General features: G+C 47.1%; 12 protein-coding genes. 4 read left to right on the forward strand and 8 right to left on the reverse strand.

Going from position 1 to position 22,285, the window contains the following annotated elements; all coding sequences use genetic code 11:
* Positions 1-60: 60 nt before the first annotated feature.
* On the reverse strand, positions 61-984 hold the full coding sequence (locus tag AC1DCV_RS31040; RefSeq protein WP_477026814.1) for a helix-turn-helix domain-containing protein: 924 nt from the start codon (positions 982-984) through the stop codon (positions 61-63).
* Positions 985-1,036: 52 nt separating this feature from the next.
* Positions 1,037-1,924: a COG4315 family predicted lipoprotein gene (locus AC1DCV_RS31045; RefSeq protein ID WP_477026815.1), complete on the reverse strand. Its 888-nt coding sequence runs from the start codon at positions 1,922-1,924 to the stop codon at positions 1,037-1,039.
* A 21-nt stretch (positions 1,925-1,945) separates the two neighbouring features.
* Here AC1DCV_RS31045 and AC1DCV_RS31050 point away from each other — a divergent pair, with 21 nt between their 5' ends.
* Both AC1DCV_RS31050 and AC1DCV_RS31055 read left to right on the forward strand, forming a co-directional pair.
* A complete protein-coding gene (locus AC1DCV_RS31050; protein ID WP_477026816.1) occupies positions 1,946-2,104 on the forward strand; it encodes a hypothetical protein in 159 nt (52 codons plus the stop codon).
* Positions 2,105-2,143: 39 nt separating this feature from the next.
* The gene (locus AC1DCV_RS31055; RefSeq protein ID WP_477026817.1) at positions 2,144-6,172 is read left to right on the forward strand and encodes a DEAD/DEAH box helicase; all 4,029 of its coding nucleotides are present in this window, start codon (positions 2,144-2,146) and stop codon (positions 6,170-6,172) included.
* 142 nt (positions 6,173-6,314) lie between these two features.
* On the opposite strand, the gene AC1DCV_RS31060 is transcribed toward AC1DCV_RS31055, so the two are convergent.
* The 6 genes from AC1DCV_RS31060 to AC1DCV_RS31085 form a co-directional block, all read right to left on the reverse strand.
* Positions 6,315-7,073, reverse strand: a complete 759-nt coding sequence (locus tag AC1DCV_RS31060; protein ID WP_477026818.1) for an SDR family NAD(P)-dependent oxidoreductase — start codon at positions 7,071-7,073, stop codon at positions 6,315-6,317.
* Between the two features lie 22 nt (positions 7,074-7,095).
* Complete coding sequence (locus AC1DCV_RS31065) at positions 7,096-8,814, reverse strand: IlvD/Edd family dehydratase (RefSeq protein WP_477026819.1); 1,719 nt, start codon at positions 8,812-8,814, stop codon at positions 7,096-7,098.
* 94 nt (positions 8,815-8,908) lie between these two features.
* Positions 8,909-10,666: a family 43 glycosylhydrolase gene (locus AC1DCV_RS31070; protein WP_477026820.1), complete on the reverse strand. Its 1,758-nt coding sequence runs from the start codon at positions 10,664-10,666 to the stop codon at positions 8,909-8,911.
* A 4-nt stretch (positions 10,667-10,670) separates the two neighbouring features.
* Positions 10,671-11,999 (reverse strand): glucoamylase family protein, encoded by a 1,329-nt coding sequence (locus AC1DCV_RS31075; RefSeq protein ID WP_477026821.1) that lies wholly within the window; start codon positions 11,997-11,999, stop codon positions 10,671-10,673.
* A 19-nt stretch (positions 12,000-12,018) separates the two neighbouring features.
* Positions 12,019-13,503 (reverse strand): RagB/SusD family nutrient uptake outer membrane protein, encoded by a 1,485-nt coding sequence (locus tag AC1DCV_RS31080; protein ID WP_477026822.1) that lies wholly within the window; start codon positions 13,501-13,503, stop codon positions 12,019-12,021.
* Between the two features lie 16 nt (positions 13,504-13,519).
* Positions 13,520-16,594 carry a SusC/RagA family TonB-linked outer membrane protein gene (locus tag AC1DCV_RS31085; RefSeq protein ID WP_477026823.1) on the reverse strand — a complete coding sequence of 1,025 codons (3,075 nt, stop codon included), beginning with the start codon at positions 16,592-16,594 and terminating at the stop codon, positions 13,520-13,522.
* Positions 16,595-17,029: 435 nt separating this feature from the next.
* Between AC1DCV_RS31085 and bglX the strand changes: the two genes are divergently transcribed.
* Complete coding sequence (gene bglX, locus AC1DCV_RS31090; protein WP_477026824.1) at positions 17,030-19,321, forward strand: beta-glucosidase BglX; 2,292 nt, start codon at positions 17,030-17,032, stop codon at positions 19,319-19,321.
* Between the two features lie 184 nt (positions 19,322-19,505).
* Positions 19,506-22,280, forward strand: coding sequence for an outer membrane beta-barrel protein (locus AC1DCV_RS31095; protein WP_477026825.1), 2,775 nt, complete (start codon positions 19,506-19,508; stop codon positions 22,278-22,280).
* The last annotated feature ends 5 nt before the right edge of the window (positions 22,281-22,285 follow it).

Genomic DNA, 22,285 nt, shown 5'->3' on the forward strand with positions numbered 1-22,285 from the left:
TGTTGTTTTTAACAGCACAAAGATCGTTGACCCAACCTGGGGGAGACTGGACGGATCATCTTAACTACCGGACAAATCCTTTATTTCGGCCGTAAAGGCAGAAACAGTTTTACCCGTCACCTTCCGGAATAACCGGGAAAAGTAATCCGGATCATTGAATCCAAGATCAAAAGCGATTTCTTTAACGGATCCTTCCGCATAATATAGCTTCCGCTGTGCTTCCAGTATCAGGCGGTTGTTCACAAAAGTTTTGGGAGAAACCCCCGCATATCGGGTCACTATATTGTACAATGCGGTGGTATTGATGCCCAGTTGCCTGGCAATGGTAGCCACAGGTGGCTGTTCCGGGAGATCCTTTTCTACCATCAGTTTGAAGGCAATATATTTTTTGAGTTTATCATCCATTCTTCCTTGTTCCGGATCCTGCAGGAAATAGGCATGATTGATTTCTGTGAGCAGGGTATCCAGGTGGGTAAGAATGAGCTGGGCAGGGGTGTGTTTAACGGACAGGTGTTGCGCCAGCATCTTAAAAATCCACTCCAGTCTTTCTGCGGCAGCAGGTGAAAAAATAATATGTTGCCGGTGGAGGGGATTTACGAGGAATGGAAATGCCTTTGGTAACATCGACAAACAATGCTGATCAAAGCTGAGCTTAAAGTATTCCATCGCTTCAGAGGGCCCCTGACTGGCCGGGGGCAGCTGGTGGATCTGGTGAGGCAACACGAATAAGAGGTGCTGCGGATGGAGGGCGTTTTTTTGCAGATCAACCAGGTGGGTAGCGCTTCCTTTCAGCAGGAACATGAAGAAGTAATGCGTTTTGCGATGGGGTTGTCTGAACCGTTCTTTCACTTCTTTCGTTAAAAATCCCATTTCATGGGAACTAATGCGGATAGCGAGTTTTTCGTGTTGTTTTAATTCATCCAGGAAATGTGAGATGTCGTTCAGCATCGTTGGAGCAGATAAGTACGATGCAAGATTAAGCATAAAATGTTATCAACAGTACCGGCTTTGGATAAAGCCGGTACTGTGCTGATTATTATGGCTGCGGAGCTGCTGCTACATCTTTGGTAACAACAGGCCAGACCCCCGGCGCCGGGAAGCTAACGCCTTTGTTGGCGCCTCTTACACCTGTGTCCTGTCCGAAGTAGTACAGTGGCCAGCCTTTGTAGGTCAATTGTTTTTTACCAAATACGGTGATGCTGCCAAACAGTGTTTTGTCGAGTATAGAAGGCACAACGATCTGATCTGTTTCATAAATAGGCCACACCGCATTATTAGAGAAATCTGCTTTGGTGAATTTATTGACATTGAATTTATCAATACTGAAAGCATAGAGTGTAATGCCCTTACCATCGGTGAAGTAGAGGGTTTTGCCGGTACCTTCTGTATGGTCCGCCAGGTATTTTTTACCATCAGCACCTACCAGTTGAGCATTTACCAGTTGTATGGAGTAGTCTGTTTTGGCTACAAACCACACGTTATTTACCGCTTCACCTTTTGTTTCACCAGCAGCCTCACGGACATTAGTACCATTTACGTTTGGCGCATAGTAGTACAGCGGCCATCCTTTGTAGGTAGTTTGTTTTTTGCCGTCAGTAGTTGTAATGGTGCTGAAATCCTTGATATCTAAACCGGTGCCCAGTGCGGCCTGTGCCAGGTTGTCGCCGGCGTAATAAATAGGCCATACCGCTGCGCATCCGCCACTGCAGTTGTTGGCGCCGTTGAAATCGTTGGAGAAATAATAGAGAGAATTACCATCCACATCAGAGATATGTGCGCCAACTGTGGCGCTGGTAGTGATTTGTACAACGGGTTTAGGTGTTGGTTTATCCGGGTTATTGTTGTCATTTCCGCCGCAGGCGCTGAAAACCACAATGCCGGCCACAGCTATCCATGAGAATAAGGTGTTTGTTACGCAGTTCATGCTGATTAAAATTTTTTGAAAATGAAAGATAAATACGCAATTGCCTGCCGTTGGTCAGCAAGGTTTGGCAATCCGGTACGCATCCTTATTCGCAAAAAACAGGGAAAAGGTTGCCGCGCTGGAAAAATAATTTTAGGATGCCGGGGGAAATCCGGTATAAATTCCAACGCCATTATTTAAAAACCGCCCCACTCCCCATAATCCGCTAAATTTGCAGCCATGGTAAACGAAAGCTACTACCTGCAGCAATATGAATCACAGGAAAGCCATACCCGGCTGGTGATGGATGTGATGTCTGTGTACCTGTATCCACTGGAAACATTCACCATTACAGACGCAGTAAACCGGGTCAGGGAAGTGAAGGGCACGGAGATCAGCGTGATACTAAAGCACCTGGTGACGACCGGGCTGGCCGTCAAAAATGTAACGGGTAACTACGCATTGATACCGGAACTGAACTTTTTACTATTTCCGAAAAATATAGGCCGGCCGCAATATGTTGTCCTGAAGGGCAGATCCCGCCATGCCATTCATGTTTTTTATAGCTTGAGTGCACGTTTGCAGGACCTGCAACAACTACTCACCGCTTATTTTACCGGCGACCGCTTTTTATTATCAGCCCCTGTGAAAAAGCTCGAGCTGGAACTGGATGAATACCAGCCGTACTTATCCTACCTGTTGTACTTCCAGGCATATGCGGAGCTGTTGCCCTTTTTTAGCCAGGCAAGTGTAAACAGTATGGCTTCCTATGCATTGAAGTATAACCTGCTGAAAATGCCGCCGGTAGCTGAGCTGGAAGCATTTCGTCAGCAATATGCGGTCGGTTTTCCCGAGTTGCCTATTCTGCAGGGACATTTTAATTTGCCTGCGGCAGATACATCTGCCGATGATTTTTATGCGCAGGCGGTCATATTATTGTATGGTGGTGAACCGGAAAAAGCCCTTGCGCAGTTTGAAAAAGGAATCAAACGGCAACGGCAGTACGATAAGAAAAATATCCTGCCTTTATCCCCGGTATTTTCTTTTTATTATGCATTCACATTGGCGGTATTGCCTGGTGAAAAGGTGAACCCGCTGATCACAAAAATAGTGGCCGCTTACGAACGAAAGCTGTTACCCGCTTTTACTCCGGCCATTTGTCTCCTGCATTTTCACGCAGGGCGTAAAGAAAAAGCGGATAACCTGTTATTGATTTTACTGGAAGGGGCGGAAAGCAAATTGTTAAGCTACCTGGCGATATTGTGTTTGCAGCTAATGCACCCGAAAAGCAGATTATTACGCACCTTCAGCCCACAGGCGGGGCACCTGCTGAGCCTGGGCATGGAACGCCACTACCGGCTACTGACCTACGAATATTTATATTTATTTAAGGGAGATGATTACGCAGGTTATGAAAGTCAGTTCCAGGAAGCTGCTGCCATCACCGGCCATCCGCCGGTATTTTCACAGATGGAACAAACACCCGACTGGGAGCGGCTTTTGAATACATTACTGGGGGCAGACAGCCATCTTACCAAAAAAGAAAAGAATGTGGTGGCCTCCCGGTTAATCTACCTGATAGATTTTGATCACTATAAAATACAACCGGTACTGCAAACTTCGCAGGGAGCAAACACCTGGAGCGCCGGCAGAAATGTGGCATTGAAGAAGCTGAAAGATGGAAAGGCGGAAGCCATGACCGATCAGGATTTTCGTATAGGCAATACTGTACAAAAAGATCATTACTATAACTATGATGGCGAATCGTTTTCTTTCGCAGAAACCGTATGGCAGGAAATTGCGGGGCATCCGCTTTTATTTTCCGCAGATGATCCCACTATTTCTGTGGAAATAGTAAAAGCACAACCGGAGCTGAGTGTGAACAAAAACGGTCATGGATATACGTTTAGTGCCAACATAGCCGACTATATCAGTGAAACGGTGTTTGTAAAAGAAACCAATACCCGGCTGAAAGTGATCAGTCTTACTGCCCAGCAGCGGCGGTTGTTGCAAACACTGCAACAGATACCCATGGTGCCGGCCGCAGGAAAAGATAAACTGATACAGGTATTAAAAAGCATTGGTGCACATCTGACTATCCATGCGGATATGGGAGATATTGCAGCCAACATCAATAAGCGCCCGGGCGACAGCCGTATCGTAATACAGTTGCTGCCACTTGGAGAAGGTCTGAAAGCAGGAATATATGTAAAGCCATTTACGATGGATCCGCCTTATTGCAAACCAGGCACGGGTGCACATAATATCATCGGCATCAGTAACGGAGAACGCTGGCAGGCCATCCGGGACCTGGCCAAAGAGAAAAGTAATATCACTGCGTTGATGAACCTTATCCAGGGAGCTATTGCACAGGATCTTTCCGATGATACCATCATTTTTGAAGATCCGCTGGACTGCTTACAACTACTGGAAATCATTAAAGAACATCCGGAGCTGGTAAGGGCAGAATGGCCGGAAGGCGAGCGTTATAAAATCAGGCACCAGGCCGGCTTTTCTCACCTGAGTATTTCACTGAAAGAAAAGGACCACTGGTTTATGTGCGATGGAGAGCTGAAGGTAGATGAAACCACTGTGCTGGCACTGAAAGACTTACTGGATACCACCCGTACTGTTAAGAAAAGATTTATTGCCTTACAGAACGGCGAATACCTGGCGCTAACGGCCGACTTACGCAGGCGCCTGAACGAAATGTCCAGCGTTGCGAAAATAGATCGTAATACCGTAAGCATACAACCTTTTGCGGCAACGGTGCTGGACGAATTGCTGGAGCAGGCAGGTAGCGTTACCACAGATGCTGCCTGGAAAGCCTTCTCCCTCAAACGCAGTACTGCCATGGAATTGGTGGCGCCGGTACCAGTTACCCTGCAAACAACGCTGCGGCCCTACCAGGAAGAGGGCTACCGCTGGATGACCCACCTGGCGGCCTGGGGAGCCGGTGCTTGCCTGGCTGATGATATGGGATTGGGTAAAACCATCCAGGCCATTTCGCTGCTCCTGCACCGGGGGCAGGAAGGTGCTGCGCTGGTGATCTGTCCCGCTTCTGTGGTGAGCAACTGGAGCAATGAAATAAACAGGTTTGCTCCTTCATTGAATGTAATATACCTGCACAATGGTAACAGGGCTGCGCTGGTAAAAGGCGCCGGTTCTTTTGATGTGGTCATCACTACCTATGGTTTGCTTCAGGCAGAAGAGCAGTTGTTGTCTTCTGTGAAATGGCCTACCATCGTGCTGGACGAAGCGCATACCATTAAAAACTTCCAGACAAAAACGTCCAAAGCCGCCATGTCGCTGCAGGCAGGGTTTAAACTCATGCTAACGGGTACGCCTATACAAAATCATATGGGAGAGATCTGGAACCTGTTTAATTTCCTGAATCCCGGCTTACTCGGTACACTGGATCATTTTAATAAACAGTTTGTATTCCCGTCTGTACGCAATCCGGAAAGTACGGTGAAGCAGCATTTGAAAAAGCTGATCGCGCCATTTATCCTGCGCCGTACCAAAACCGGTGTGCTGGATGAGCTGCCACCCAAAACAGAGATCGTGAAGCTGGTGAGTTTGTCGCCGGACGAAGCGGCCTTTTACGAGGCCTTGCGCCGCAAAGCCCTGGAAAATATCAAGGCGCAGGAGGGCAGTATGGCCCAACAACATATCCGTGCACTGGCAGAGATCAGCCGCCTGAGAATGGCCGCGTGCAACCCGCAGATGGTGGATGCAGAAACAGATATCGCTTCTTCTAAATTAGCCGTGTTCCGGGAAATTGTGGAAGAGCTGATCTCCAATAACCACCGGGCGCTGGTATTCAGCCAGTTTGTAAAACACCTGGACCTCGTGAGGGAAGCATTGAATGCCATGGGCGTTACTTATCTCTATCTTGATGGCAGCACGCCGATGTCGCAGCGGGATAAGCTGGTGAAAGATTTCCAGGCAGGCAAAGGGCAGTTGTTCCTGATCAGCCTCAAAGCAGGTGGACTGGGGCTTAACTTAACTGCGGCGGATTATGTGATTCATATGGATCCGTGGTGGAACCCGGCTATTGAAGAGCAGGCCTCTGACCGCGCACATCGTATCGGGCAAACCAGGCCGGTAACTATTTACAGGTTAGTAGCACAACATACGATTGAAGAGAAAATTATTGAGCTGCATAATAGCAAAAGAGATCTGGCCGATCAACTGCTCGAAGGCAGTGATCAGTCAGGCAGGTTAAATGCGAAAGAGCTGCTGGAGCTGATTGCGGACAGGGACTAGTAGGAGGGTGGCTTCCTGAATAGTAGTAGCTGCCTGTTAGCAAGGAAACACTAACGGCAGTGCCTATATGAATGTGCTGCTGATAAAAATATTCGCTGGTATCTTCGCAACAATAGCTTTTCGCTTTCTCCCTTTCTACTCCTCAGAAAGGTGAGGGACTGATACTCGTCCAGCCGCCATCAATGATCAGGCTTTGGCCGGTAATATGCCGGGCCATATCTGATACCAGGAAAAGGGCCGCATTGGCAATGTCGAGTGTAAGTGCCGGTCGCCCCATCGGTGTTAATGCAGACCAGGTTTTTTCATACGCAGGATCATCGAGCGTACGTTCTGTGAGTGTAGCGCCGGGTGCAATGGTGTTCACGGTAATTTTATAGGGAGATAGTTCTATCACTAAATTTTTAGCGAGCATTTCGAGCGCGGCTTTACTCATGCCGTAGGCGGCCAGGTCTTTATGGGCCTGGTGGCCGGTAACGGAAGACATGAACAGGATGGCGCCGCCCTGTTCCTGTTGTTTCATCCGGTTGGCCGCCGTTTGTGCGAGGAAAAAAGAACCACCCAGGTTTACCTGCATGACCCTGGAAAAAGCAGCGGGTGTATAAGTAAAGAAATCGCCAAACAGGGTGATGCCTGCGTTGGCAATGACAATATCGATGCTGCCATAGCGGGTAACAGCCACCCTGACCATTTGCTGTATAAAGTTTACATCGCTGGAATCGCCCGGCATGGCAATGCAAATGCCTTTATCGCTGGTGATAGCATCGGCGGCGTTATTGGCCAGCGTTTCATCGATATCATTCAGTATTACGATGGCGCCTCTTTGTACCAGCTGTTTGCATATTTCAAATCCTATTCCCTGGCCTGCGCCGGTAACGATAGCTACTTTATGTTCGAATTGCATAACGGGTGATTTGCGCGTTTTATTAATGGGAATCCCTGGTGACTTCGCTGCCGGAGCTACCTTTCAGGAAATCAAGGTCCGCACCCAAATGGGCTTGTTCTACATGCTGCTGGTACAGCTGCACATACCCGCGGGTAGATTGTGGATATACCGCTTTCCAGGATGCTTTTCTGCTGTCAATTTCCGCCGGTGTAATATCTGCATGGAGGCGGCGGTTATGCACGTCCAGGGTAATCATATCTCCATCGCGGATAACGGCGAGGGTGCCACCGGTAGCTGCTTCCGGCGATACGTGCAGTACAACGGTGCCAAACCCGGTGCCGCTCATGCGTCCGTCGGAGATGCGTACCATGTCGGTAACGCCTTTCGCCAACAGTTTGGCGGGCAAGCCCAGGTTGCCTACTTCCGGCATACCGGGGTAGCCTTTAGGGCCTACATTTTTAAGTACCAGGATACTGTTTTCATCTACTTCCAGTGCAGGATCATCGATCCGTTTTTTATAATCGTCAATGTCTTCAAACACGACAGCTTTGCCGGTATGTTGCATCAGATGCGGGCTGGCAGCGGAAGGTTTAATCACCGCACCCTGTTCGCAGATGTTTCCTTTTAACACCACGATACCGGAAACAGCGTTGAAGGGATTGTCCAGCGGGGAAATAACTTCTTTATTATAGCTGACTGCATGTGCATAATTGGCGCTGATGGTTTTGCCGTTGGCAGTGATACAATCCTTGTGCAGATGATCGAGCAGGATGTTGATCACAGCCGGAAGTCCGCCTGCATAGTAAAGATCTTCCATAAAATAACTCCCTGATGGTTGGAGGTTAGCAATCAGCGGGATGTTGGCGGAAAAGGTATCCATGTCCTGCAGGTTCAGTGCTACCCCGATGCGTCCTGCTATGGCCAGCAGGTGAATGACAAAGTTGGTAGAGCCACCTATGGCAGCATTTACGCGGATCGCATTTTCAAAGGCTTCCCTGGTAAGGATATCTGACAAACGCCTGTTTTCGCGTACCATTTTCACGATTTCAGCGCCGGAGAGTTGAGCCAGCACTTTACGTGCAGCATCCGGTGCGGGAATAGCGGCGTTTTGTGGCAGGGACAGTCCGAGAGATTCTACCATACAGGCCATCGTGGAGGCGGTACCCATTACCGCGCAGTGGCCGTCGCTGCGGCACATGCCGGCTTCTGCCAGCATCAGTTCTTCGTTGGTCATCCGACCTGCCCTTACATCGTCACTGAACCGCCAGATATCACTGGTGCCGATCTGGTGCCCCCGGTGTCTGCCGGTGAGCATAGCACCGCCGGAAACAACAATCGTGGGTATATTCACACTGCAGGCGCCCATGACCAACGCCGGCGTGGTTTTATCACAACCGCATAATAATACCACCCCATCCAGCGGGTTGGCGCGGATGGATTCTTCCACATCCATACTTACCAGGTTGCGGTATAGCATCGCTGTGGGCTTAATCAACGTTTCACCGAGCGACATCACCGGGAACTCCAGCGGATAACCGCCAGCCTCCAGTACGCCACGCTTTACGGCTTCCGCCAGCTCCCTGAAATGTGAATTACAAGGTGTGAGCTCCGACCAGGTATTACAAATGCCGATAATGGGTTTTCCTTCCAGCTCATAAGCGGGGATGCCCTGCTTTTTCAGCCAGGCGCGGTAAATAAAACCGTCTTTGCCTCCACGGGCAAACCAATGACTACTTCTGAGTGAGTGTTCCTGCTGCATAACGGGAAAGGATATAGAATAAGATACAATTATTTACGGATTCCGAAATTTACGCATTTTGAATTTGTAATGCAATGCCAAAGCAGGGATATGACTATTCCGCTTTGACCACCTTACTACCCGCCGAAATACCGTTTTCATTGATCGCCACAATGGAATAATAGTAAGGCTGCAGTTTATCCATTCCTTTGAAGTAATATTCATTGGCATTATGCACCATGATACAACCATATAATTTATCCGGTGCAGTGCCGAAGTAGATGTTGTAAGCATAGGCATTGTCTACCGGTTGCCATTTAATCCAGGCACTGCGTTTATCCTTCTCTGTGCGTAGTACCATGAATGACTTTACGGTGTCCGGCGTTTGGCCGTTGCCGTTACCAAATACCCGCAGTCCGCTGATCGCAAATTTTCCACCCGGCATATGTATGTTTTCCAATCGGACATACCTGGCTTTTACCGGCTCTGGTAAAGCAATGTAGTCGTGTGGCACATCCGTTTTATTATGACTTTTATCTGCCAGCACCTGCCATCTTTTTCCATCTGTTGAATAACGGAGTATATACTGATGATAGATATCCAGTTGTTTGCCCATGAAAGGAGCATCCTGATCGGCGTAGTTGATTTGTATGGCGTTTACAGTACTTACGGTACCCAGATCGCTTTGTATCCATTCGCCCTTGTTGCTGKTAACCGCGCTCCAATAGGTTTTAATGTTTTCGTCCACCGCATTGTTGGGAAGATAGCCTCCGAGCGTGGAAGATACGGTTACAGGTTTATTGTAATTCAGCAACATCCAGCCGGTAAAGGAGGGATCCATGCGGAAGTCAGTATGTCCGTTCACGTTAGTATCGCGTGGAATACGGTGTGGATAATCTCCGAAGGCGGTGTTGCTATATAGCACATCGTCTTTATCAAAACCTGCAGGCCATAGGCCCAGCCTTCTTTCAAAACTGTTTTTTACAGCTATCACGGTAGTAGATACATGCCACCAGTTGCCTTTGGTATCCTGGAAAGTGCTGCCGTGGCCGGCGCCACGGGCAAATCCTCCTGGTTTAAAGGAAAAAGGATTATGCGCCTGGGGGATAAAAGGCCCGAGCGGATGATCGCTCACTACCACACCATCGGCGTAGCCACTGAATTCTGTTCCGGGTGCTCCATATTGCAGGTAATATTTTCCATTATGTTTGGTCATCCAGGCGCCCTCTATAAACGGGTCCAGGAAAGTGTTGTCCATATATTCGCCAAATCGTTGCCAGCCGTACCGTTCATCGTTCAGGAGGTATAACTCTTTTCTGGCGCCTTTCAGTTGCAGCGTTTGTTTATCCACTTCTCCTCCATAAAGCGGATAGCTGTTACTGCTACCGTTGTATTGGTACAGTCTTCCATCATCATCCAGGAAAAAATCGGGATCCCAGCCACCTGCTGCGAATGAGTCTACCGCCGTTTTCCATTGATTGCCTTTGGGGTTGGTGCTCATCCAGATAGGGAAATCACTGGTATAGGTGGAGCCAAATACCATCATAGTGTCGCCGGTCACCCAAACGGCCGGCGCGCACAATTCATCATATACATGATGCCAGGGCTGCAGGAATTTGCGGGCAATGAAATGCCACTGCGTAAGGTCTTCGCTCCACCAGTAGCCCCATTGATTGGTAGAAAAAAGATAATAGTCGCCTTTATAGGTCACTATGACAGGATCGGCGGTAGCCCTGTGTTTGCCCCATTCCGTAAAATTGGGAATGGGGCAGTATCCATAGTCAATATTCATCGGGTTACAATAGGTGGTTTGTGCGTGTAGCCGTTCCTGTGATAGCAGACATATTACCAATAGCAGAAGGTATGCTCTCATATACTTATTTTAATTGCGGACTCGTAAAATCCAGTTTTTTTAATCCGGTTTGTATTTCCGGGCAGCTCATAAAAAGCTGCCACAATAAACCGCTGCGGTAATTCTCTATCATCACAATGATAGGCCCCTGGTCAATGGCCAGGTGTGAAGAGGCGTACCATTGCTGTGTTTCATTAAAAGCATCTGTGAATCCATATTGGCTCCATATTTTTTTTCCCAGCTTGTAATAAAAGTATTTCAGGGCCTGCATGGAATATTCCGGTGTGTAGGGAAATGCAGATAAGGCAGCAGAGGGAGTAATGGTACCGAAGTCGTTTTCCGGTGAGTGTGCATTGTAACCATCATAGGTGTCGCTGGCGGTGAGTCCCCAGCAATCAGCGCTATAGCCTTTAAACCCCTTTGGATTACGTATGCAGTATTCGCGGTTGATCCGCGTATGGTTGCTATTCTGTTCCCAATAGTCGGCGTAACGGTCTTTTAACCCGCGGGGATCAAGTCCCAGGAAGGAATAATGTGAAAAGAAAAGCGGGCCGCCAAAATCAGACCCGAGCGGCAACCTTATTCCGAAAAATTCTCTGCCGTTGAGGAAAGATCTGCCGCTGGCCCACCCCTGATGATACACACTTGCTTTCACGGGATAGGTGGGTGAAGATGCTGCCAGCACATATGTCATGAGGGATTCGTTCCATCCCCTGATTTCATGGTTCATACTCCATCCGTTGTTAGGACTCCAATGCCAGTACAATACACTTCGTCCATCACGCGTATACCAGTCCCACTCTGCTTCCTGCCAGGTCCAGTTGATTTTATCACGCAGTTCTTTTTCGCGGGGTGTATTGCGGTCAAAGTACTGCCGTGCGGTTAAAAGTCCTTCAAACAGAAAGGAAGTTTCTACGAGGTCGCCGCCATCATCTTTCCTGCTGAAGGGGATGGTTTTTCCTGTACGGCCGTTGAGCCAATGAGGAAATGCGCCGTGATAGTGATCTGCTTTCCGTAAAAAATCGATGATAGTCAGGAGTCTGTTCAGCGCTGCTTCCCGGGTAATCCATTGACGCGAGGTGGCTACTACGATGGCCATTACACCAAAGCCGGTGCCACCGGTGGTCACTACATCATCGCCACGATCATATGCCTTGCTGCTGCGGTCCCGTGTCATACCAGAAACGGGATGACCGAAGTCCCAGAAGTAACGGAAGGTTTGCTGTTGTACCAGTTCCAGCAATGCCGTATCAGAAAGGCCCTGCCGGATGGCAGACCTGTTGGGTGTTTGCTGTTGTGCCTGCGCGTGATACGCGAACAGGCACAACAGGATCATATATTTTAATGATTGCATTCTTTACAGTTTATAGTCGTTAATATCCGGGATTTTGTGTCAGTTTGCCTGCGCTCACATCTATTTCATTTTGTGGAACCGGCCATACTTCATTTTTACCGGTTACGAAACCCAGTGGTCCGAATACCTGTGGTGCACGTCCCTGACGGATCACATCAAAATAGCGATCGTTTTCCATGGCGAGTTCCACTCGTCTTTCCTGCCAGATAGCATTGCGCAAGGCTACTTTTTCTGTTACGGTTATATCAGGTAATATACCGGTTAAACCGTTTCTGGCGCGTAGTCTTACTGCATTGAGCGAAGAAAGGGCCTGCGTGGCATTTCCCAGTTCATTGGCGGCTTCAGCGTTCATCAGTAGTACTTCTGCATAACGGATGACGCGGATGTTCTGATCGGCTCCTTCTTTATAGCCGCTAACGAAAAGTTTAAAAGGCACGTATGATTTCTGGTTAAACCGGGGATTTACACCGGTAGGTGAAACTGTATCTTTTTCCGGCGTGATTTCGCCACGAAAAATGATGGTGGCATCGCGCCTGGGATCACCAGGTTCATAGGCGTTGACGAGGTTGACGGTGGGCACATTAAAACCCCAGCCGCCGCCTACCTGTTCTTTTACCCCCTGTATCTGGGAGTATTGAGAATTGGAGGCATCTGCATTACCGGGAATCAATTGTGCCTGTATTTCAAAAACAGATTCAGGTGCGTTTTCATTTGGAATGCGGAATAATTGTTCATAATTCGGGAATAATGTATATCCCAGTTGCATCACCTGGTTAGTATAGTTAAGTACATCTGACCATTTCTTTTGGTACATCGCTACTTTAGCGTGTAGCGATAATGCTGCACCTTTGGTAGCACGTCCTTTATCAGCAGCCGGATAGCTGACAGGCAGCGCTGTTGCAGCTTCCGTGAGGTCTTGTTCAATAGCCGTCCATACTTCTGTTGCGGGTGTTCTGGCGATATTGTAATCATCCGGTGTTTTTGGAAGATGTAACCGTAGCGGAACATCACCAAATGCGCGTACCAGCCGGAAATTGGCGTAGGCCCTTACGAACTTGGCCTCGGCGAGGTAGCGGGTTCTCAGGGCTGCGTCCATCTTGATGTTGGGAATATTGTCGATCACCTGGTTGCAGAAATTGACTTCCTGGTACTGTCCCTGCCAGAACTCCAGGATCTGTCCTTCTGTGGGAGAGGCGCTGAAATTGTCGAAGTTGGTAAGGAAGCTGGCATCAGAAGGTGTGCTGCCTTTTTCTGTATCATCGGCACCCAGACTTTCGATGGCGAGCGCGGCGAAGCCTACCTGTTTCCATTCACGGAGATTGGCATATATGGCGTTCACGCCTTTGGTAGCATCTGCTTCTGACTGCCAGAATTGTTGGCTTGGCTGCTGGCCTTGTGGAGGCACATCGAGGAAACTTTTTCCGCAACCGGCTGTCATCGCTAACAGGACCGGCATCAAGTAAACGGCTATACGCAATTGGTAATATATGTGGTTATTTTTCATGATCGTAGTGATTTGATTAGAATGTGACGTTTACACCGAAATTATAGGTAGCGTATAATGGGTACACACTGTTGTCGATGCCAACGTTGTTAGGTGTGCCACCAATTTCAGGTGAAAATCCGCGATACTTAAAAAAGTTGAAAGCATTTTGTGCATTCAGGTACAGCCGGAGATTTTTCATCTTCCATCTGTTGATCAGCTCAGTTGGAAAACGATAACCAAGTTGTATGTTCCTGATCCTGAAATAACCGCCGCTTTCTACAAAGAAGGAGCTGGGCAGATAGTTTTGCCTGCCACCGATGAAGGCGGAAGGATAGGTGTTGGAGGTACCTTCCCCGTGCCAGCGTTTATCATAAAAATCCTTTGTGAAGTTTTCATTTCCAAAACGTAGTCCGATGTTGGCGTTATATACGTCTACATCTGCCACCCCCTGGAAGTCAACTGCCAGATCAAACTGTTTATAAGAAAAATAAGTATTGATGCCATAGGTATATTTCGGATTTGGATTACCCAGTGCTACACGATCATTAAAATCTATTTTTCCATCCGGTGTGCCATGTGAGCCGCTCACATCGCGGTATTTAAAGTCTCCTGCCTTGGCTTTCGGCTGGGCAGAGGCTGCGGCTTCCGCATCGGTCTGAAAAATTCCATCTACCTGGTAACCAAAAAACTGGCCTATGGGCTGACCTACAAGGGTACGTGTTCCCAGCGCTCCTCCGGTAGCAGCGCCACCGCCGCCATAAATAGGATTATTACCACTTTCCACAGACAGCACCTTATTGTTGTTGATACCCAGGTTGGCGCCGATCGAATAACTGAAGTCTTTATTGCCAGGTTCATCTTTCCAGTTCACCGTAAATTCCCAACCCCGGTTCTGGATATTGGCCTGATTGGTAATGATGGTGCTGGATTGGGTACCTACCGATCCGGGGAAGGGTACATTAAAGATGGCCCGTTGTGTTTCCCGGTTATAAAAGCCGGCTTCCACATATAACCTGTTCTGTAATACGCTGGCTTCCAGGCCAACATCGGTACCTACTGCTCTTTCCCAGTATGTCACCGGCGCTACCACAGAATTGATACTGGCGCCTGTGTTGATGATGCCACCGAAAATGGCCGTCAGGTAAGGGTCCTGGGCTACCCTCAGCACAGAAACGTTGGAAGGAATAGATGCATTCCCGATTTTACCCCAGCTGGCACGCAGTTTCAGGTTATCAAAGATGTTTGTATTTTTCAGAAAAGGTTCCTGGCTGATCACCCATCCTGCACCTATGGATGGGAAATATCCCCATCGCTGGTCACCGAAGAATTTGGAAGAGCCATCTGCACGAATGGAGGCTGTTAACAAGTATTTATTTTTGTACGCATAATTCAAACGGCCAAAATAGGAAGCCACTGTGTAAAGATCCCCTTCATCTTTCACCTCTCTTCCATCGGCATTTCCGAGTCGCAGATAGCGGTCTCCTTCGCTGTTATTGGGTACATTCTGCGCGGAAGCAATGAGTTTATAGAGTTTGTATTGCTGGGCCGACTGACCGGCGAGTACACGCAAATCATGATCACCGAATTTGTTTTCGTATGTCAATGTATTTTCCACGATCCAGTTGGTACGGTCGGTAGCTGTACGCATTAATGTACTGACATTATTCCGCTGCACAACGGTAGCGGCATACACCGGTGTGTAATTGCGGATAATACTATCGCCATATTCGCCACCTGCGCTAGTATGAAAAGTAAAATGTTTCGCGAAGCGCAGATCTGCATACACACTTCCTGTAACTACATGTCTTTTCGAGGTTTGATCATAGAAGTCCAGTGTTGCCTGTGGGTTGTTGGCCGCGCCACTACCAAGATTATATTTACTGGGATCACCATAGGAGCCATCCGGATTATGCACCGGCACTATGGGGGCGGAATTATATAGTTGCCCGAAAATGGCATCGGGCACATCATTGGAATTATATACTGCGGCAGTCACGGTATAACCTATTCTCAACGGCTCAAATACCTGGAAATCGTTTTGTAGTCTTGCAGTTACCCTGGTAAAATCATTTGTTTTTACGATGCCTTCCTGTTTAAGGTACCCCACAGACAAACTATAAGTAGATTTTTCGGTACCCCCACTGATAGATAGCTGGTGATTGGTGATCATGGCATTTCGCAGCTCCTGGTTATACCAGTTGGTGCCTTCGCCGAATTCATCCGGATTCAGCAGGTTGGGTTGATTATTTTGTTTACTTAGTTCATTGACKAGGATGGCGTATTCATGGCCATTGGCCATTTTTACTTTGTTGGTAACGCGCTGAAATCCGACAAACCCATTGTAATTAACTGCCGGTTTGCCTGCTTTTCCTTTTTTGGTGGTGATGAGCACTACACCATTGGCGGCCCGGATACCATAAATGGCTTCACTGGATGCATCTTTCAGGATACTCATATTTTCGATATCTCCCGGATTTAAAAAGCTGATATCATCATACCAGACACCGTCTATCACATATAGTGGATTAGGGCTGCCATAGATGGTACCGGCTCCCCGGATTTTAATATTAGGTGCTGCGCCGGGCTTGCCGCTGTTGGTGATCTGCACGCCGGCTACTTTTCCCTGTAAACCGCTGATGGCGTTCGGTGCAGGTTGTTTGGATATTTCTTCTCCTTTAACCTGCGTAATGGCCCCGGTAATATCCACTTTGCGTTGTACGCCATAACCTACTACCACTACCTGTTCTACCTGGGTGACAGATTCAGACAGGGCAATATCGATGACCGTTTGATTGCCAACAGGTACTTCTTTATTGGCATATCCAATGAACGTGGCTACCAACGTAGCATTCGACGGAGCTAAAATGCTGTAGGTACCATCGTCCCTGGTGACTGTTCCACGAGTGGTGCCTTTTACCGCGATCGTCACACCAGGTAAGGGAGAACCGGAGCTGCCTCCTGTAACCTTACCACTGATTTTTATGTCCTGCGACTGTGCTGCAGTCGTCTGTAGCAGGATCAGGAAGAGCGACAAAAAAAGAAGGATGGCTGCGCGCATTTTCTTGTGGGCATACAAATTGCGTTCAATGCCGGTTAACGTTTTTTTCATAAGTAGAAATTAAAATGTAAAGGCAATAACATGGCTGCTGCTGTTGAGGAGCAGGTTGTTTGGGTTTTTTCCAGGTGAATAATACATTATCTGTTGGCCTTAAGAGCTGTTGTAAACAGGTGCTATCATATACAGGCGTTTAACAATGATGTAAAAACGAGCGTTCCGTGTTGCCCGGTAGAAATAGGTCTTAACTTTTGTATTGAGTTTTCTGTAAAGGGTTATAATAGGATTACACTAAAAATACGTTAATAACGTTTACATGGAAAATTAGAAATGCTGTCGGTTAGCACCATATGCTGTGCCAGTTATTTAATATGTACCTCCGGATGAAGAAAAATAAGATCAGTGGCCACAGCATTACCGTGGTCTTCGTACATTTATAACCGTGGCCAGGTAATACAAAATTTTTTTTTGCCATCTAAATATGCTCGTATGAAACCCCCTTTTTTTTCTCTTCTGATAGCTGGTATCATCGGTTTATTACCACTTCATGCACAAATACCGGCAACAACCGCCAAAATGAATGCTTTCATTAGTGGGCTGATGAGTAAGATGACCCTGGAAGAAAAGATTGGTCAGCTGAACCTGCTTACACCTGGTGGAGGTGTGGCTACTGGCGCCGTGGTGAGTGCAGATGTAGAAACAAAGATCAGTAAAGGTCAGGTAGGTGGCTTATTTGGGGTAATTGGTGTGGAAAAAACCCGCAGAGCGCAGCAATTGGCCGTCAGCAAGAGTCGGCTCAAAATTCCATTGTTGTTTGGATCAGATGTAATCCACGGATATAAAACCACTTTCCCTATTCCACTTGGTTTATCCTGTAGTTGGGATATGGCATTGATTGAACATAGTGCACGCCTGGCAGGGATAGAAGCCAGTGCCGATGGATTATGCTGGGTATATTCGCCTATGGTGGATATTGCCCGTGATCCACGTTGGGGACGGGTAGCTGAAGGTTCGGGAGAAGATGTTTACCTGGGTTCAAAAATCGCTGCGGCCATGGTGCGGGGATACCAGGGGGATGATCTTGCCGCTAATAATACCGTTATGGCCTGTGTGAAACATTTTGCCTTATATGGTGCAGCAGAAGCCGGAAGGGATTACAATACCACTGATATGAGCCGCATTAAAATGTATGAATATTACCTTCCTCCGTACAAAGCGGCTATTGACGCAGGCGCCGGTAGTGTAATGACATCATTCAATGAAATAGACGGCATTCCCGCTACAGCCAATAAATGGCTGATGACAGACCTGCTGCGGAAACAGTGGAGATTTAAGGGTTTTGTGGTAACAGATTATACCGCTATCAATGAAATGATGGCACATGGTATGGGAAACCTGCAAACGGTATCAGCGCTGGCATTGAATGCCGGGGTAGATATGGATATGGTAGGAGAGGGTTATCTCACCACATTGCCGCCATCGCTGCAGCAGCACAAAGTCACGCAACGACAGATTGATGATGCCTGCCGTCGTATACTGGAGGCCAAATACAAACTTGGATTGTTTGAAGATCCTTACCGTTACTGTGATGACAACCGCGCGGGACACGAAATTTTAAGTGCAGATAAGAAAAAGGCTGCCAGGGAGTTGGGGGCCCGTTCCTGCGTATTGCTGAAAAATAGTCAAGAGGTACTTCCGTTGAAGAAATCGGGCACTATTGCGCTGATAGGACCGCTGGCCAATAACAAAAATAATATGCTGGGCACCTGGGCGGTGAATGGCGATCCGCAGGCAGCCGTGCCTATACTGGAGGGTATAAAAAGTGCAGTAGGTAACAGTGCAGAAATATTATTCGCCAAAGGCGCTAATATCAGTGATGACAGCGTTTTTGCCAAGAAAGTAAATGTATTTGGTGAGCGGATTGATATTGATCCCACATCAGCGGAGCAACTCCGGACGGAAGCAGTAGCTGCGGCCAATAAAGCCGATGTAGTTGTGGCCGTGGTTGGAGAAGCCTCGGAGATGAGCGGCGAAGCAGCCAGCAGATCGGACATCGGATTGCCGGGAAGTCAGCAGCAATTATTACGTGCATTGGCGCAAACCGGTAAGCCCCTGGTAGTGGTATTAATGAGTGGTCGTCCATTAACACTGACCACTGAAAATGATCTGGCTACGGCCTTGCTGGAGGTATGGTTCCCGGGTATAGAGGCTGGCAATGCAGTGGCCGATGTACTTTTCGGTCATTATAATCCGTCAGGGAAATTGACGATGAGCTTTCCCCGCAATGTTGGGCAGATCCCCATTTATTACAATCACAAAAATACAGGCCGCCCCCAGGGGGATGGTCCTACTGAAAAGTTTCATTCCAACTACCTGGATCTGGCCAACGATCCGTTGTTTCCTTTTGGATATGGGTTGAGCTATACGACCTTTAAATATGATAACCTGAAATTGGATAAGACAACATTTGGTCTTAAAGACAAAATGGACGTTTCATTTACCCTCACTAACACCGGCGCTTATGCCGGCGAAGAAACTGTGCAGTTATATCTCCGGGATAAAGCAGCTACGATAGCAAGGCCCGTAAAGGAATTAAAAGACTTTAAAAAGATCCGGCTGGAACCCGGAGAAAATAAAACGATTCATTTTACCGTGGATAAAGAAAAACTTTCTTATTTCAATAACAGCCTGCAATGGATGGCTGACCCGGGTATGTTTGAAATAATGATTGGCGCTTCATCTGCTGACATACGTTTGAAAAGTGAATTTGAGCTTCGGTAAAATGACGTGATTGAATTTCCAGTGCCATGTAAAAGCAGAGAGATTTGTTAATCCCTTCTTTCTCTACATGATAACTAGGTTATCATTTAACAGATGTTTATCACACACAGCGATAAAAGTTCAGATTTTATTATGGAATTTTAACGGCATTGCATCTGTACCCAACAACCTGTATTTACCCACAATGAAAAAAATAATAGGATTTATCCTTTGTCTGCTCACAACGCAACTCTGTCTGGCACAGCAGGCTGCTGTAAAAGGAAATGTGGTAGACACACTTAATCGCGTTCAATTATCACACTCGGTAATCGCCCTTCTCAATGCCAAAGATTCTATACTAGTCAAGTTTACACGAAGTGATGAAAAAGGTCGCTTTGAACTAAAGGGCATTCCCGCTGGTAAGTATGTGTTGCTGATTAGCTATCCTGCCTTTGCTGACTACGTAGAGTCTTTAACGTTATCTGACACTTCCCTGGTGCACCTGGATAAAATTATGCTTACGCAGCGATCCCGGTTGTTACAGGAAGTCGTTATCCAGCAAAAGGTGGCCGCCATCAAAATGAAAGGAGATACCACCGAATTTAATGCAGCCAGCTTCAAAACGGAGGCCAATGCGTCTGTGGAAGATCTGCTGAAAAAACTACCGGGTTTCCAGGTAGATAGTAAAGGGAAGATTACCACGGAGGGGGAAACTGTGAAGAAAGTACTGGTAGATGGAGATGAGTTTTTTGGAGATGACCCCACGCTGGTCACCAAAAACCTGCGGGCAGACATGGTAGATAAAGTGCAGCTATACGATAAGAAAAGTGATCAGTCTAATTTTACAGGGATTGATGATGGGGAAAAATCAAAGACAATTAATATTCAGCTGAAAGAAGATAAGAAACGGGGTTATTTCGGTAAACTGGCCACAGGCGCAGGAGATCAGGGTTTTCATAATAGTGAGGCCATGGTAAATGTATTCAGAGGAAAACAAAAGCTGGCTGCCTTTGGGATTGTGTCCAACACCGGCAAGATCGGTTTGAGCTGGGGCGACCGTGAGAAGTTCGGATCCGGCAATGGCGATATATCCGTTAATGACGATGGCGACTTTGAAATGAGCAGCCAGGGTGATGACCTCGACAGTTGGAGTGGACGATACCAGGATAACGGGTACCCGCTGGTGCAAACCGGTGGTTTGCACTATGGTAATAAATGGAACAGGGACCAGCAAAATGTAAATGCCAACTACAAGATCATGAAATTGTTTGTAGATGGCAGTAAGAATACCGTTTCACAGGATATCCTGAAAGACACCACCTACTACAATAATTCTTCTGAGCAATTCAAAAACAGTATTCTACGTAACCGGCTTAGTGGCAGTTATGAAAACCAACTTGACTCCAGTTCTTCCGTCAAGTTAATGGTAGACGGTAGCCTGGATCATAAAATATCAACGATGTTTAACTCCGCTGAAGTATTGGTCAATAAAGACATGGTCAACAACAGCCAGCGAAAAACCTCTTCCGTATCAGATATCGGTGGCATCAACTCCAGTATTTTATGGCGTAAGAAGTTTAAAAAGAAGGGACGTACCGTTTCTGTATTCTTTGCAGAAAATTATAGTCGCACCAATGCGGAAGGCTTACTGGATGCCAGGACGAACTTCTATAAAATGGGACAGGTAGATTCCATACAGAATACGGATCAGCGTAAAATAACGAATAACGAAGCTATTAGCATCAATAGTAATATTACTTATACAGAACCATTGTCAAAATCATCTTCACTGGCGTTTAACTATGGTGTCAATATAGACAACAGTCATTCCAACAGGCTTTCCTTCAACCAGAACAGTGAAGGGAAATATGTAGCCATGGATTCGTTGTACAGCAATGATTATGCTTTTAATATACTCACCCACAAAGGAGGTTTGAGTTACGCCTATACGAAGAAAAAGCTGCGTATCAACCTGGGCGGTAATGTGGGGCTGACCAGCTTTCAACAGAAGGATATGTTCAGTGATCGTCAGCGGGACCGTAGTTTCGTTAACTGGTATCCAAGGGCTATTTTCCGGTACAATATGACCACGCAGCGCCGCTTGTCAATTAGCTATAACGGCTATACGCAACAGCCGGGTATTAACCAGTTGCAGCCCATCCTGGTGAATGATGATCCTGTGAATGTGGTGATAGGGAACCCTAATCTGAAGCCTTCTTTTAATAATAACTTTAATGTCAACTTCTCTGACTATAAGGTAATGACGAACAGGGGTATATGGGTAGGTTTGAGTTACTCTACAACCAGCAATGCTATCAGCGAGCGTAGTGTATTGGCTGAAAATGGGAAAAGAACCACGCAGGCGGTCAACGTAAATGGTAATAGTTACGCCAGGCTCTATTCAAATTTTAACTGGAAGATTGCGCCGATAGATTTGAGAATAGGTACCGGTGTGAATGGAGGTATGAACAGGAATGTGAATTATGTGAACGATGTATATAACGTGACAAAATCCGGGAATATTGGATTAAATTTCTTTGCGTCCAAACAGAAGGAAAAGAAATATGAGGTGTACCTGGATGCCAGCGCCAATTACAATAGCAGTGTATCTTCTGTGCAAAATACCCTGCGAACTAACTACTGGACTTTTAATATCAATCCTAACACGGATATCTACCTGCCGCTGAAATTTCAGTTGCATGCAGATATGAACTGCATGATCCGCCAAAGAACACCGGTATTTACCAGCAATAATAACGTGGCTATCGTCAACGCATCTGTTGCGAAAAAGTTTGGCAAAAAGGAGTTGGTGGAGATCAATTTTTCCATGAGCGATATCCTGAATCAGAATATAGGGTTTGACAGATCTGTATCTACCAACAGGATTACGCAGTCGACCTATAGCACCATAGGCCGTTATGGCCTGTTGTCATTTATCTGGAATTTTAACAAATTAGGTGCTGCAGCGCCCAAAGAATAGTTGTT

This window comes from Chitinophaga sp. 10T418, from assembly GCF_056394125.1.